The sequence below is a fragment of the Segetibacter koreensis DSM 18137 genome (genome assembly GCF_000374045.1).
Classification (GTDB): Bacteria; Bacteroidota; Bacteroidia; order Chitinophagales; family Chitinophagaceae; genus Segetibacter; species Segetibacter koreensis.
Genome location: NZ_KB893320.1, coordinates 110,715 through 125,128, shown reverse-complemented (window position 1 = coordinate 125,128; position 14,414 = coordinate 110,715). Strand labels below are relative to the sequence as shown.

General features: G+C 36.0%; 9 protein-coding genes. 5 read left to right on the top strand and 4 right to left on the bottom strand.

The genetic code is table 11. From position 1 onward, the window contains the following. The first annotated feature begins 14 nt into the window (after nt 1-14). The 3 genes from mce to B154_RS0108310 all read left to right on the top strand — a co-directional run bounded on the left by mce (nt 15) and on the right by B154_RS0108310 (nt 3,559). A complete protein-coding gene (gene mce / locus B154_RS0108320) occupies nt 15-419 on the top strand; it encodes a methylmalonyl-CoA epimerase (RefSeq protein ID WP_018613331.1) in 405 nt (134 codons plus the stop codon). A gap of 212 nt (nt 420-631) precedes the next feature. Further along, nucleotides 632-2,350: a glycoside hydrolase family 26 protein gene (locus tag B154_RS0108315; protein WP_018613330.1), complete on the top strand. Its 1,719-nt coding sequence runs from the start codon at nt 632-634 to the stop codon at nt 2,348-2,350. Between the two features lie 66 nt (nt 2,351-2,416). Then, complete coding sequence (locus B154_RS0108310; RefSeq protein ID WP_018613328.1) at nt 2,417-3,559, top strand: acyltransferase family protein; 1,143 nt, start codon at nt 2,417-2,419, stop codon at nt 3,557-3,559. Nucleotides 3,560-4,113: 554 nt separating this feature from the next. Here B154_RS0108310 and B154_RS32730 read toward each other — a convergent pair. Together B154_RS32730 and B154_RS0108300 are read right to left on the bottom strand one after the other, a co-directional pair. After that, on the bottom strand, nt 4,114-7,899 hold the full coding sequence (locus tag B154_RS32730; RefSeq protein ID WP_018613326.1) for a glycosyltransferase: 3,786 nt from the start codon (nt 7,897-7,899) through the stop codon (nt 4,114-4,116). Further along, the gene (locus tag B154_RS0108300) at nt 7,899-9,233 is read right to left on the bottom strand and encodes a glycoside hydrolase family 2 TIM barrel-domain containing protein (RefSeq protein WP_018613324.1); all 1,335 of its coding nucleotides are present in this window, start codon (nt 9,231-9,233) and stop codon (nt 7,899-7,901) included. The genes B154_RS32730 and B154_RS0108300 overlap by 1 nt, the downstream gene beginning before the upstream one ends. A gap of 426 nt (nt 9,234-9,659) precedes the next feature. Between B154_RS0108300 and B154_RS30050 the strand changes: the two genes are divergently transcribed. Both B154_RS30050 and B154_RS32975 read left to right on the top strand, forming a co-directional pair. Beyond that, nucleotides 9,660-10,271 (top strand): NAD(P)-dependent oxidoreductase, encoded by a 612-nt coding sequence (locus tag B154_RS30050; RefSeq protein ID WP_211217470.1) that lies wholly within the window; start codon nt 9,660-9,662, stop codon nt 10,269-10,271. Beyond that, nucleotides 10,180-10,509 (top strand): NAD-binding protein, encoded by a 330-nt coding sequence (locus B154_RS32975; RefSeq protein ID WP_211217469.1) that lies wholly within the window; start codon nt 10,180-10,182, stop codon nt 10,507-10,509. Before B154_RS30050 ends, B154_RS32975 begins: the two co-directional genes overlap by 92 nt. 63 nt (nt 10,510-10,572) lie before the next feature. Here the strand turns inward: B154_RS32975 and B154_RS31800 are convergent, their stop codons facing one another. After that, nucleotides 10,573-12,474 (bottom strand): serine/threonine-protein kinase, encoded by a 1,902-nt coding sequence (locus tag B154_RS31800; protein WP_018613323.1) that lies wholly within the window; start codon nt 12,472-12,474, stop codon nt 10,573-10,575. A gap of 184 nt (nt 12,475-12,658) precedes the next feature. Beyond that, complete coding sequence (locus B154_RS0108285) at nt 12,659-14,371, bottom strand: serine/threonine protein kinase (RefSeq protein WP_018613321.1); 1,713 nt, start codon at nt 14,369-14,371, stop codon at nt 12,659-12,661. Nucleotides 14,372-14,414: the final 43 nt, after the last annotated feature.

Below are 14,414 nucleotides of genomic sequence, written 5' to 3'. Positions count from 1 at the left end.
TTTAAATATTTATTATGAAAAAAGTTGAACATATTGGAATTGCAGTAAAAAGTTTATCAACTTCCATCCCTCTTTTTACAAAAATTTTGAATACATCTTGTTACAAAACAGAGGAAGTGGAAAGTGAAAAAGTAAAAACAGCTTTTTTTAAAAATGGAGACACCAAGGTAGAATTATTGGAAAGCACACAGCCCGATGGAATAATTGCACGCTTTATAGAAAGAAAAGGAGAAGGCATGCATCATATAGCTTTTGAGGTAGAGGATATTGAGAAAGAAGTTGTGCGGCTGAAACAGGAAGGTTTTATTTTTTTAAATGAAATACCTAAAAAAGGTGCGGATAATAAAATTGTGTGCTTTTTGCATCCAAAGGAAACAAATGGCATATTAATGGAGATTTGCCAGGAGATTATAACATAACAGACTTTTGCAATCTTTTTTACAACTAACTCGTCTTTTACAACAATAGTTTACATTTTATTCTTTTCACAAATTGAAAAAAAGTATACTATTACTTTTTGCATTACGTTTTGAAATTATAGTTACAAGACGATTTTTGTTAAAAATTCATTTTCTATAAAACCTATTATTTATATTCTTTCCCGCGGAGAGAATTAGTTATTCATAATATAATGAAGAGCAAACCACTATTCTATATACTCATTTCAATAATTGTCTGCTTTGCAATTATTGCTCTTTTTCATTTTAGCAAATCATTTTACGCAAAAGACAAGCCGGATGAAATTTATGAAACTCCTTCCCAACCCATTTTTGGCATCTATGACCGGCACCAACGAATGTCAAATGAAAAAGCAAGTGATTTAAAACATTTTGTTATCAAATGGAATAATGCATCAGAAGAGTCTTCAATCTCAAAACAGTTACCCACCATTTTAAAACAGAATGCAGATGTTCTTTTAACAATAGAAATGTGGTCTAAAATAGGTGAAGCATATTCATCTCACGGCATTTTGCAGGGAATGGTAAATGGAGATTATGACAAAAAAGTGAAAAAATTCTGTAAAGATCTATCAGCAAGTCAAAGTAATATTTACCTGCGCTGGAATCCTGAAATGGAAGTTCCAATAACAAAATACCAGTGGCAAAGCCAATCATATTATTTATACATAAACGCGTTTCGGCATTTTGCAGATTTATGTAAAAAAATTTCGCCAAAGGTTAAAATTGTGTGGGGACCGTCTGGTTATGCTGGCTCCCTGGAGTTTTATCCAGGTTCTGATATAGTAGACGTTGCAAGTATAACTTTAAATCACCCGCCCGGTTCGCTATCTACTAAATATCCCGCAGAAGCATCTGTTCCAACACAAATAAAACGAAAACTGCACAGGTTGAGATTTATTGATAAACCTGTATTTATCCTTGGCTCGGCAGAAGTAAAAAAAGATTCATTTCAACAGAAATGGCTTGATATAGCTATACAGGATATACAAAAAGATACAGCTGTAATTTACTCCCAAAACAATTTTGGCAGTGAAAATAGTGATACAATACAAAAAGCTAATTCTGCACTACAGCTTGGGCTATATGACCCAAAACAACAACTTATACATCAGCCTCTGGTAACTGTAGAGCACATTTTTGCGGACTGGGGAAATATACAGGATGGAACGTTTAAAAAGATTTTTAATGATGTCATTTCGAGAAATCACGATGTAATAGTCACTATAGAGCCCTGGAAATCTAAAAATCTTCCAAATGACAAAGATGTTTTAAATAATACTTTAAAAGGCAGTTACGACGGTGTAATTAAGGAATTGTATAACGTTATTTCTAATATAAATCACATGGTCTATCTGCGTTGGGCGCACGAGATGGAAATACCGGTGGAAAGGTACGCCTGGCAAAACCAGGATCCTGTTACTTACATTAAGGCCTATAGATATGTAATGACTTTTAATAAAAATAAAGCAAAAAACATTCGCAATGTTTGGGGACCGACAGGGGATCGTGGAGCGTTGGACTGGTGGCCGGGCAACGATGTTGTCGATTACATAAGCCTTGCGATATACGGGTTGCCTAATAAAGATATTACAGATCATAACAAGCAAGAGACATTCAGCACAATTTTTAAACGCAAATACAACAGAATGCGTTTTGTAAACAAGCCTATTTTTATTACTGAATTCGGCGTTAAAGGCCCTCAATCATATAAAAGAAAATGGCTGGATGACGCTGCTGCTACCATCAATAAAAACCCGCAGATTGTTGGGGTCTGTTATTTTAATTTTTCTGATGTACCGAAAGCGTGGGGAAAGATAGAACCACCCGACTGGAGTATCACTAAAGAAACTTTTTTACATTTTACAGAACAATTAGAGCATGTAAAATAAATATTAGACACAAAAACTGACCCCATAATTGTACTCACAAAATAGCACTGGAAATAACTTTAAAACATGAATCGGCCGTTACTGATAAATCCTCAAATAGGCATCAACAATTTTGACATTATTCGCTTTCTTTTAGCCAGCGCTGTCATTTTTTGTCACTGCTTTGTTATGTATTATGGATATGAACCATTTACAAAGAGTGAACCATTTATGGTACTCAGCCAGGGACAAATAAGTATCGGAAGTGTCGCAGTTGATTTCTTCTTTATTATAAGTGGATTTTTAATTGTAAGAAGTTTCGAATACTCCAAAACCAATATTGAATATCTGAAAAAAAGAATTTTAAGAATTTATCCCGGATTTATTGTTGCTTTTTTAATAAGTATTCTGTTTGCAGGTTTTGTTGGTGAATTACGTAATACTGGTACAAACAATTATTGGCAATATTTAGGGAACCTACACAAAAAACAAGAGTTGGTTCATCTATTTACCTTACAATCGCCAAATGAAAAATGGTATTTTAAAAACATGCCACAGGTTGGTGTCAACAATTCATTGTGGACCATTCAATTCGAATTTATCTGTTATTTACTGGTACCGGTAATTGCTTTTTTAGGCTTTTTCAAGAAAAAATTTTTATTTATTGTTTCTTTTTTAGTGGTATACGTAATACTCTACTTACAGTTAAAAGGTTGGATTTTACCTTTTAAAGAAAGTAACAATTTATTTTTAGGCAATACCTATCATCTTCCGCGGTTCACAACTTATTTCTTATCAGGCGCCTGTTTTTATATTTTCAGGGCAAAAATTTTTAAAAGCAATTTTTTTGCGATTTTATCTTTTGCTGCCATTGCTTTTTCTTTTGTTTGGGTTAAATGTGTTGACCAGGTTTTACCGGTAGCAGGCAGTTATTTATTGTTTTATACAGCTTATCATCCTGCTTTACAGTTTTCAAAATTCAGCAAAAGAGGAGACTATTCCTATGGCCTTTATTTATATGGCTGGCCAATTCAACAGGTAGTAATGTATTTTTTAGCTATACATTTAAATCCTTTCCGATTCTTTTTTATCGCGTATCCTCTCGTACTAGCTTTTGCTTATTTTAGCTGGCATTTTATTGAAAAAAGATGCCTTCATTTTAAAACAAGAAAACCCTCGCCTGTTATTTCAATCAATCATCCTTCGATACTAACAGAGGGGGTGAATTAATTGTAATAACTTTATTTACTAAAGAAGAAGTTATTGTAGGAGAAAAATTGCAGGAACAAGAAGCGTTATTTCAAATATTACAATTCGCCTTGTGTTTGTTTGCCGACTTTACCTGCCATTACCTTTCGAGAGTTTGCTGATTGTTCGAAGAACAAGCTTTGATATTTGACGCGAAGCATTAGGCAAAGGGAATTACTTGGTCAATACTTTTAGAAACACTGTGAAGATTGGTGTAATAAACTTAGTATTTGAAGCTTTGAACATGCGCTTTGCTTCAAAAAAACTACCATCTAATGCAATTTATCTTAGAGACGCTGGATGACGTTTCAAAAATTACCTTGAAGATCTCTTAACATTATTCATTCCCAATTTATAAGTTTGTTCAATTATTAAAAACAATTGTAGTTTTTTTATTGTACAGTTTCGCCTGTTCTCACAACAGTTATAACTACAAAGAGTTATCAATTTTTTGTTGATAACTCTTTGTAGATTGTATATGCTCGCACCTTAATTTTTGGCACCCAACAACACTCACATAACGCCCGCGCTTACGATTATTCTAAAGGGGTATTTAACGTAGAGAGAGCGGTAGTGATAACATTTCCTCTACCGGCTGTCAGGTACAATTTATAATTTGTCGGATTATCAGGCACCTGGAAAGTGATGTTTTTTCCTCTGCCAATGTCTTTCATAGATATTCCATTTCCAAAATTATCATTTTTAACAAGATACCAGCGAAATTTAAGATGCGCCCTCGCCGAGTCTACCAATTGCCATTCATCGCTTTTATTTACAAGCGCGTTAAAGGTTACATCTATATTAGGAAGAATAGTAGTAGCCGGGCGAAGGATTTTAATTTTAGGCATAACTACCGAAGGAGTATATGTAGTAGTCCATCGCTGACGTAGCTGGTAAAGAGAAAACTTATCAAAGCCTGCTTTATCTTTAAGACCGTCTAGAGTAACAAAGTTCTTCATTTCCTGATCTTGCCAGTCTGCAATAAAAGCACCGGCATTATTTGCAGGAAGATTTAAATAGGCAACAGCGTCTGCTTTACTGAAAAAATATGGTACTTTTAACCGGCTTATATTTTCTACACCGGTCGATTTTTCATTTAAAACCAATCCATAAGAGTCAATCTCAGGAATACGGGAATGAAGCAAATCTGTAACGCCTAACAAATTGTCTCCAACTTCTACATCTATCGTAACAGGTCTTGTTGGGTCAGCTTTTTTAATTTCCAGAACCAAATTTCTTAACCATGATATATAAGCCTCCTGGTGGTAGAGCAACTCGGGTTTGTAATAAAAATAATAAAGCTTTTGCAGCACAGCATTCGCAATATTCCAATCCCTTATCCTATCATATTTTTTTAAATCATTTACTGTTTTTAATATACTGGCAGTAAGACCTTTCAGTTCCTTTTTATTAGTCTTAAAATCCAATTGGTCATTTACCCAGCACTCGTAGTGTACGTTCATATTCGCCTCATTCGCGGCATCTAAAAGCTTATGAACATAATGAGTTGATCCGCAAATTTTGACAGTGTTAATCCCAATTTGCTTCATTTCTGCAAAATCTTTGAGAAATTCATTTTTTGCAAAAGGATGATTGTTTTCATACCAATATTGACCTTTGGTATAATTAACTCCTTTTGTTCCGGAAAATTTATCAGTTGTACCTGTTAACTGCTTATTAAATGAAACTATTTCATTGGTAAGGAAGGGAAGTTCATTGGCACTTGTATTGCCGCGACTTTTGCTAATGAGTGCTAACACACTATCAGGATTTTGAAGTTGCCAATCCAGTTTTTGTCCATTTATTCCTGACGGTAAATTCAGGTCTATTCCTGAGTTAAAAAAGACAGTTGCTTTAATTTCAGGAAATTTAATTTTTAAAGACCTGAACGCATTTTTAAACCAGGCGTTTTGCCTTCCTTCTGATTTTAAAGAACCCATTTCCGCTAACATAACAGGAAGACCAGAATTAAAAACAGGGTTTCTATGAAAAGGATAGTACAGCTCTTGCATCGAAAACCATTTTTTAGAACTCTCATAAGACCCATAATTCAGATTGGTAACACCCAGCCAGTCAACATAATCTTTTCCGGGAAAATAAGAATCAATTGCTTCTGGCTTCCATGGATTCCAAACCCAAATCACATTATCTGCACCATTTTTTACAAAAAAATCATGTACATATCGCCAGGCATTTTTAAAATCTTCCGGAGTATTTTCACCTTTTGGCGACCAGGGATAAAATGGATTATCTGCTTCGTGAGCAAAGCGTAAAAAGACAGGTCTGTTTAGATTTTTTACTTCTGCCGCAAATTGACCCAGGTAAGTATCAAAAACGCCATTAGCTATGCTAGAAAGTACTCTTTTTTCTTTGCCCGGCTCACTCAGTTGTGTTGATTTTTTAAACAAGCTCTCCCAAGGCTCCCAGGTGATCATAGGAACAGAACCGTTTTTATATACCGAGTCTAGAGTTTTTCCGGGAAGATGACATTTACTTTCATCTCCCCATGGTATATAAAAGGAAACAATATCAAAATGAGTTTTATACTTATCCTGGTATTCTTTGACTGAATTAACAGAAGTTGTACCATCAGGCTGCGACGGAAAAAATATACCAGAAAGAAAAAAATCTTTTTTGTTCATTATCCTGGTTACGTTCAATTGATTTTCAGATATTGTACGAAAACAATAAAAAGTTAAACATAATATTACGACACCCAATAGTAAAGCTATACTTCTTCCACCGGTATAAACCCAGTCTCTCATTCTCCAAAACCTCTTTTTTACTGCCGTTGTGTAGTGCATTGAAGTAGTTATCAGGCCAAGACGTTCTTTATGTTTTCGAAACTCATTTTGCCTGCTTGCAGCTACATTGAAGGCCATAACTATACAATTGATTCCTGCTAACCCGGCCATAAAATAGGTATAAGGACTTGAGTCAATATACAAACCAATTACTATCGCTATTAAAGATATCGCCAGAACAACGAGATTAGGAATGTTTAAAGGCCAGTTATTTGCTTCATTTCCATCTTTAGGAGTGGGATTATAGGGCACCGGTTTTCTGATAAGGGTAAAAAAGAAGCCAAGAATAAATATCCACCATGTTCCCATCATCAGTAATCCTCCAACCAGGTGAAAACCTCTTTCCTCATCTTCCATCACCCAGCGTTGTACATAATGTCTTATTATAATAATTGCCGCTATCAGAGGAAAACCAATCAGACCAAATGTCAGTAAATTAATTTTTATCGGGCTTACATTTAATAAAAGTGATGCAACCGGAATTAAGAAATTAAGCAGAAAAATAATTCCTGACAGGTAATGCAGCGGAATGACCCCGTAATGCAGTTTTTGTTGCCAGGTAAATTTTTTGAAAAGCTTTGGATATGATGTTACGAGCAATTCAAATACGCCGCGCGACCATTTTAACTGCTGCTTAAAATAAGCAGATAATGTAGAAGGTACTAATCCACGGGCAAGCACTACCGGTACATATACTGATTTCCATCCCGCTGCATGAAGCTGCATGGCAGTATGCATATCTTCTGCAAGTCCCGCAGCATGACCGCCAATAGAATCAAGTGCAGTCCGGCGGAAGGTACAGTTTGCACCAATAGCCAACACAGTTCCATATTTATTCATGGTCATCATCATAGGGCCATAAAAATGATAAGTCTGTTGCGCTGCGCCCCTGGCGATCAATCCCTCATTATGATTTTTATATGCCTGCACTATTTGTACAAAACCAATCGCAGGATTATTAAAGTGGGAAACTATGGGATCGAGAAAATCAGGAAAAGGAACATGATCGGGATCTAAAACTACACAAAGTTCACCTGAAGATTGTTGTAAGGCGTTATTTATATTTCCGGCCTTTGCATTTATCTTTTTTGTACGGGTAACGTGGTTAACCCCAAGTCTTTTACAAACTTCTTTTACATATGGATCATCAGCTTCATCGCACAAATAGGTTTTGTGAGGATAGGTTATTTTCTGTATTGCCTCCAACGTTTCCACTATCATTTCATAAGGCTCTCCTGCACAGAAGGTCGTAAAAATATCGACTGAATACGTCTTTATCTGAGGTGGGGTTGGGGGAACAGTTATATAAAAATAATGTATCCACTCGTGCACGATTTTAAGACAAGTAAATACAAAGGTTATTATCAGCAACCAATAAAGTGGAGCATACCCAATAACCGATTGATCAAATAAGGTGTATAGAAAAAATAACATGCAAATTAATCCTGTCACAATCATAACCCGTATTGTGAGGAGTTCTTTGCGTGATGGTGGTTTTACTGTTTCTGGTGTTTTCATTATTTTATGACATAAAATGGTGTATTACAAGTTGCAAAATTTCCATACTTGTCGAAAATTGTTGCAAATAACCTGTACGGTCCTTCTTGTAATGGTGCTGAAAAAGTTGCATTTAAATTTTTACAATCGAAAAATAAACTATCGATAGGAGTAAGTTTTTTAAGATTCTTTACATTATCTTTTCTGTACCAGTCTTCATGATACAGTTCCCATTTAACAGATGTTATACTGCTATCGGTTTTAGCCATGTGTAATTCTGCATTAGCAATTTTGCCGGGCTTATAAATAATGTTATCCAACGCCCCTTTCCTATCTACAAGCATATAATTTATCCGGGGAGCAGTATGCGCAGGCCATTTTCCCGTCCAGATGTATTGCATTACCCCTACTGCTTCAGACGTGGCCCCGTTTTCGTAAAACATGCTGTACCAGGTGTGAGTATACTCCTGCTTCTGCCCCCAGTAGAAAACAAAAGAACCTAACATACGGGGGTCATCTACAGGAAGTTCATTCTTATATATTTGCAGGTACTGCTCGGCTTTTTTACTGCTTGTACTTTCAATATATGATTCCCACTCGGTCTTATCTCGATTGGGTCGCCACGGACCTTTCACTCCCCATTCCAGTATTAAATACGGCTCTTTCCAAAACCAGGAGAAATCTTTCAAATCATTTTTTAACGTTCGCAGTCCCCCAAATGAATTAATAGAAATTACATCAGTTTTTGTTCGAAGCTTGATATTGTAAATATTGCTGCGACGCACATCAATAACGGTGGTTGTAACAGGATGGTCAGGATCTGCCTCGTGTATCATATCAACCAAATTGTTGTATGCATTGAAGAAATGATTGTATTTAAAGTTTAATTTAAAATCCAATTCATTACCAACACACCACATTAAGACAGCAGGGTGACTCTTATACTTTTCAATTATTTTTTTATATGCCCTGAACTGTCCCCGCACTTTGGCTGTATCATCATAAAAATCATTCATATTCTTATTGTCAGCCATATCCAGTCCTACTACCACTGCCACATTGTTGGCTTCTGCCTCATCTAAAATAGATCCGATGTTTGCTGAATCATATGTTCTTATCGTATTGCCACCAATTTCATTTAGTTTTTTCAGATAAGTAAAGCCTGATGCACCTTTGATAACATATGGCTTTCCATTTCTTATCAGAGTAAATTTTCCGTCTTTCTCTTCAATAAATACTTTATGATGTTTATCATTTATTGTATGGTTAGTACAACTGGACAGTAAGAACAGAATAAAACATTCCACAACAAGAAGTAAGCTTCCCGATTTAAACAAAAATCCTTTATTTATCATTTATTAAAAAAATAGTTATAAGTATAAAACGGACCCTATACAAGAGTTCGATTAATAACGCCATTACTTTAAAAGTTATTATACTTTTTATTTGCTCAGTTAGAAAAAGTCATAATACAATCCAGAAGATATTGGTAAGAATTTATCTTATTAGAGTTATAATTTTTAATGTAACAGTAAGTATTACAACTACTTAAGAAATAATTTTGACAGCGATTTGCAATATTCGAACCAAAAATTGATAAAGCGGGTATAGTTATTTTAATAGAATTTTAATGTGATGAAAAAAGAACAAATACATTTTAGTAAGTGATAATATATAAGTACGTAGAGAATGTATAGTAATTAAGCGTATTGCAGGAAGAAAGTTGGGAAAAAATAGAAAAAATTAAAATAGAGCTAAAATTGCCGGTAAAATTTTTTACGATGTCAAATTTAAAAATTGGATGGGCCGGATTGGGAAATATGGCAAAAAACCTTCTTAAAGCAGGTTTTAATGTAACGGTATATAATCGCACAAAAGAAAAAGAACTAATTGAGTCAGGCACCAAATCAGCAGAAACTCCCAGCCAACTGGCCGAACAATGCGACGTGGTAATGACAATGGTTTCTGATGATGAAGCAGTGAAAGAAATTTATACCGGAAAAAATGGATTGCTTACAAATGAAAATTTGGGAAAGCTTGCGATTGATATGAGCACAGTTTCGCCGGAAACCTCGCGCTATCTTGCAGATGCTTGTTTTCAAAAAGGAATGGATTTTATAGATGCCCCAGTGTCAGGAAGTGTAAAGCCGGCACAGGATGGCACACTGATTATTATGGCGGGTGGAGCGCAACAGGCCTATGAAAGAGCTAAACAGATTTTTGACGTCATTGGTAAATTCTCAATTTACGTAGGAGAAAATGGCGCCAGGAAGTTCTGCCAAGCTCGCTATAAATTATTTATTGGGATTAAACCTGCAGGGACTGGCAGAAACGATCTTGTTTGCAAAAGAAAAGGGTATAAAGACAGAAGATATGGTTGCCATCATCAATGAAGGCGCTTGCAGTAATGGTATTACCAAACCAAAATCATCTAATATAATAAATAATAATTTTCAGCCTGCTTTTGCTTTAAAACATCTGGCAAAAGATCTAAGGCTGGCAGGCGAGCAAGGTTTACACTCACCCCTCTTTAACCCACTATTACACAGTTACCAAGATGCGTTACAGCAAGGCTTTGGAGAGGAGGATTGCATAGCTATATATAAATACCTGGACAAAAGCGAAAAATAAAGCGTCGGTAATTTTCAAAGTTGAAAAGATACCAATAAAAGTTTCCTCGCAACTCTATATCATTTAACGAAGTTGAGAAAGTTCGTTCACTTTATCTAATAAACGGCTAGCTGCAGTATCTCCTGCCAGGGTCGCCTCCATCAACAGTTTAGAACCTTTTTCCAGGTTTTTGCCAAAAGTGCACCGTTCATAAAACTTGTTTTGCTGCAGAGAACGTTTATCATCTGCAAAAGAGTACAAAAAACCCAGTGTTCTTTTCGCGGGCACATATCCTTTTTCTTCTGCTCTTTTTACGAGGTCAAATGCTTCTGTACACGTAATATTCAAATTCACATTCTGTAAGGCAAGTACGCCATATTCATACATTGCTTCCGGTACTTGCTGTTTTGAGAGATTATTATAAATTATTAATGCCTCTACAGTTTTTCCACTACTTAAAAGCTGCTTTGCATTTTGCAATTGCCCTGTTATTCCTGCATTTTGCGATTCTGCGTCTGACTTTTTTCTTTTGTTCCATTCATCCAATGTCATTACATCCTGGTTACGAAACCATCCCTTCAATTTTTGTCCTTTACGATTTGTTATTTCAGCATAAATAAAACCGTTTTTTTTATCAAAAGCAATTACCGTATCATTTCCGGGAATGGCATAAAAATCGGTCCTTGTAGATTCATCAGGGTCATCATATGCATACGTGTGGGAAGCAACTACTTTGTATTTCCCTATTGGCGTTGTCTGTAGCAATGATAAAAAACTTACTTTTTTGCTTTCTATTAAAATAAATGCAGCTGCACTTAATGCAATTATTACAACTATAGTAAGAATAAGACTTCTTTTGACCGGTGATTTTGACGATTTAACTTTATCAGCTTTTTCTGTATCAAACCGATTATCGGGTTTTTTATAAAAATCGGTTGAATTATTTGGATTGGATGTTGCACCGAATTGCTGATACTGCAATAACTGTTGCTGCAATTGTTGTTTTTCTCTCCGAAGCCTTTTGTTTTCCTGCTCTAAGCTGCTAACACTCTCCTTACTTATCGCGCTATTGCCAGACCTTTGAATACTATGCTCCCAAATGTATTGATGTAATTCTATGCCGTTGGTGTAGCGGTCTTCCGGCTTTTTCTCCAGGCACTTGTATATCATATTCGTTACCCAGTCGGGCACCTTCATTTCATCTTTCTTCTTTTGGTCGCTCCAATTATCAGGCAGTGACTTCTGTCGCAACGAAAGCAAGTCTGGGGGAAGGGATTCGAGATGAGCAAGCATTACCTTATTTCGCGCCGTTTCACCTTTATCATTTAATGGAAAAGGAACTTGTCCCGCTAACAATTCAAACAGTATTATTCCAAAACTATATACGTCAGTCTGAAAAAGCATCTGACCTTCATTCTGCTCCGGCGCCATAAATTCTATTGCACCCGCGTGTCGCAGGCTTGTTCGCCTTTGCTCATCAGACATTACAGAAAGGCCAAAATCGAGCAGCACATAATTCCCCGTGCTCACATTATACTTTACATTGTTACTTTTAATATCACCATGCCTTACATCTATTTTATGGCAATGTGCCAATGCAGATGATAATTGGTCTGCGACTTTAAGCACTTCCTTTATTGTAAAAACAGGATCGTGAGGCGGTTGTAATAATTCTTCCAGATCAGGTCCTTCTATATATTCCATTTCTATAAAAGGAAAGTTGCCGGAATCAGTTATGCCGTAACTAAGAATTTTAACCACATTAGGATTAGCTTGTTCATTTACTTTTTTTAGCTTTTGAACCTCATTCTGAAAAGCAGTAAAATTTTTATCCTCAGTACTCTCGCTGTGGATAGGTGTCGGCAACAATTTTATAGCAGTAATAATTTCTCCAATTCGCCTTCCTTTATATACTGAACCCTGGCCACCGGTTTTTAAAGCACCCAAATTTTCTAATCCTTCTGTTATTGTAAAAACCTTGGCCATTTTATGTTTTTAATCTTCTAAAAGCTTTATCTGTTATCAACCTTCAATTTTTCATAGCATCATCGTTGCGTCGCACACTTGTACTTTAACCTACTCATTAGCAATTTGAGGCCCAAAAACGAAAAGACACAAAGCTTAGCGAAATTCTTGCGCTGCTTTGTATATCGGTGCCAAAAAATGTTTTTTATTCATTTAAAGACTGAAGGTCTTTTTTTCGCAACCAACCTGTTGAATTCTGACCCAGCTGATTTCTAAATTCCACCAGGATAAAATCATTTTTCTCGTCTAATGCATTTAAAATAGCATTATTTGAAGGAACAACAAATGCATTTCGCCGGGTACTTTCATCTGGAGCGTTATAAAAATATGCTTTTGCGGTAACCATGTATTGATGTTGAGTTCTTTCAGGCGCTTCCGGGGCCTTTTGTTCTACCCGTTGACTATCTCTTGCAGCATTATCCTGCTCATTCCCGGTTTGGCCTTGCTTTACCTGTACCTCAGCATCTCGCGCAGAATCATTTTTTATAGTATTAACAGGTGCCGCTTGTATTTCATTTTTTGTTATAGTACTTTCTTTTTTTTCATTTTCGTCCGCTTGTGTTACAGCCGGCTCATTTGAAATAGTTGTCGTATCTACCAAATTTTTATTATCATCAACTAAGGTCGAGCGACCAGTTTGGGTATTATTTAATAAATTATATGCTGAAAATGTAGCGAGGCCGATCGTAAGAAAAACCAAAACAGCAAATGCTATCTTAGATACTCCCTTTTTGGCAGGCGCCGATGAAGCCCCTTTGTGTCTTTGACTTATTAATACCTTTTCACTGTCTTTATCAATAGAAGTTTTTAACTCCTCTATTTCGCTTTCTTTATTATCTAAGCGCTGCTTGTATTGCAGTATCTGTTGCCGAAGTTGTTCTTTTTCTGTCAGAAGCTGTTGAATATCATCAGGGACAACCTGTATATTACCAGCTTCTCTTTCGTTGAAAGGGTGAATACTGTTATTTATAACATATTCATGAAGCTCTATACCATTTACAAACCTGTTTTCAGGTTTTTTTCTTAAACATTTATAAATAAGTGCTACCAGCCAATCTGGTATCTTCATCTCTCTTTCCTTAGTCTCTGGTGGCCAGGTAAGTGGCAAAGCCTCTTTTCTTAAAGAAACAATATCTGGTGGCAACATTTCCATATGTGCCAGCCGAACATTGTTTCGTGCAGTTTCGCCCTTATCATGTAATGGAAACGGCACTTTACCTGTAAGCAATTCAAACAGTACAATCCCAAAACTGTAGACGTCTGTTTGAAACAGCATCTGTCCTTCGTTTTGCTCAGGTGCCATAAACTCTACTGCACCTGCCTGCCGCAAACTGGTTCGCCTTTGTTCGTCTGACATGATAGCCAGTCCAAAGTCCAGCAACACATAATTACCGCTATGAATATTAAATTTTACATTATTACTTTTTATGTCCCCATGCTTCACACCGAGACTATGACAATGTGCCAAAGCATTTGACAATTGTTCGGCAACTTTTATAACTTCTTTTATCGTAAATACAGGAGGATGAGGAGATTGTAACAATTCTTGCAAATCAGGTCCTTCTATATATTCCATTTCAATAAAAGGAAAATTGCCTGTTTCTGACAATCCTGAGCTCAAAATCTTTACTACATTAGGATTAGGTTTTTCGTTGACCCTTTTAAGTTTTTGCACTTCATTTTTAAAATCCCTGAAATTTTTATCTTCTTCATCTTCGCCATAAATGGGTGTAGGTAATAACTTAACAGCGGTTGTAATTTCTCCAATTCGTCGACCTTTGTATACAGAGCCCTGCCCGCCAGTTTTCATTGCGCCCATATTCTCTAACCCCTGTGCTATTGTAAAAACCTTTGCCATCTAAAAGTATCTTTTTGCTGCTGCAATAGTAAACTTAAACAAT

Coding starts and splice junctions, on each gene's coding strand:
- B154_RS0108310 (WP_018613328.1), top strand. CDS start 2,417: ATGAATCGGCCGTTACTGATAAATCCTCAAATAGGCATCAACAATTTT.
- mce (WP_018613331.1), top strand. CDS start 15: ATGAAAAAAGTTGAACATATTGGAATTGCAGTAAAAAGTTTATCAACT.
- B154_RS31800 (WP_018613323.1), bottom strand. CDS start 12,474: ATGGCCAAGGTTTTTACAATAACAGAAGGATTAGAAAATTTGGGTGCT.
- B154_RS0108285 (WP_018613321.1), bottom strand. CDS start 14,371: ATGGCAAAGGTTTTTACAATAGCACAGGGGTTAGAGAATATGGGCGCA.
- B154_RS30050 (WP_211217470.1), top strand. CDS start 9,660: ATGTCAAATTTAAAAATTGGATGGGCCGGATTGGGAAATATGGCAAAA.
- B154_RS0108315 (WP_018613330.1), top strand. CDS start 632: ATGAAGAGCAAACCACTATTCTATATACTCATTTCAATAATTGTCTGC.
- B154_RS0108300 (WP_018613324.1), bottom strand. CDS start 9,233: ATGATAAATAAAGGATTTTTGTTTAAATCGGGAAGCTTACTTCTTGTT.
- B154_RS32730 (WP_018613326.1), bottom strand. CDS start 7,899: ATGAAAACACCAGAAACAGTAAAACCACCATCACGCAAAGAACTCCTC.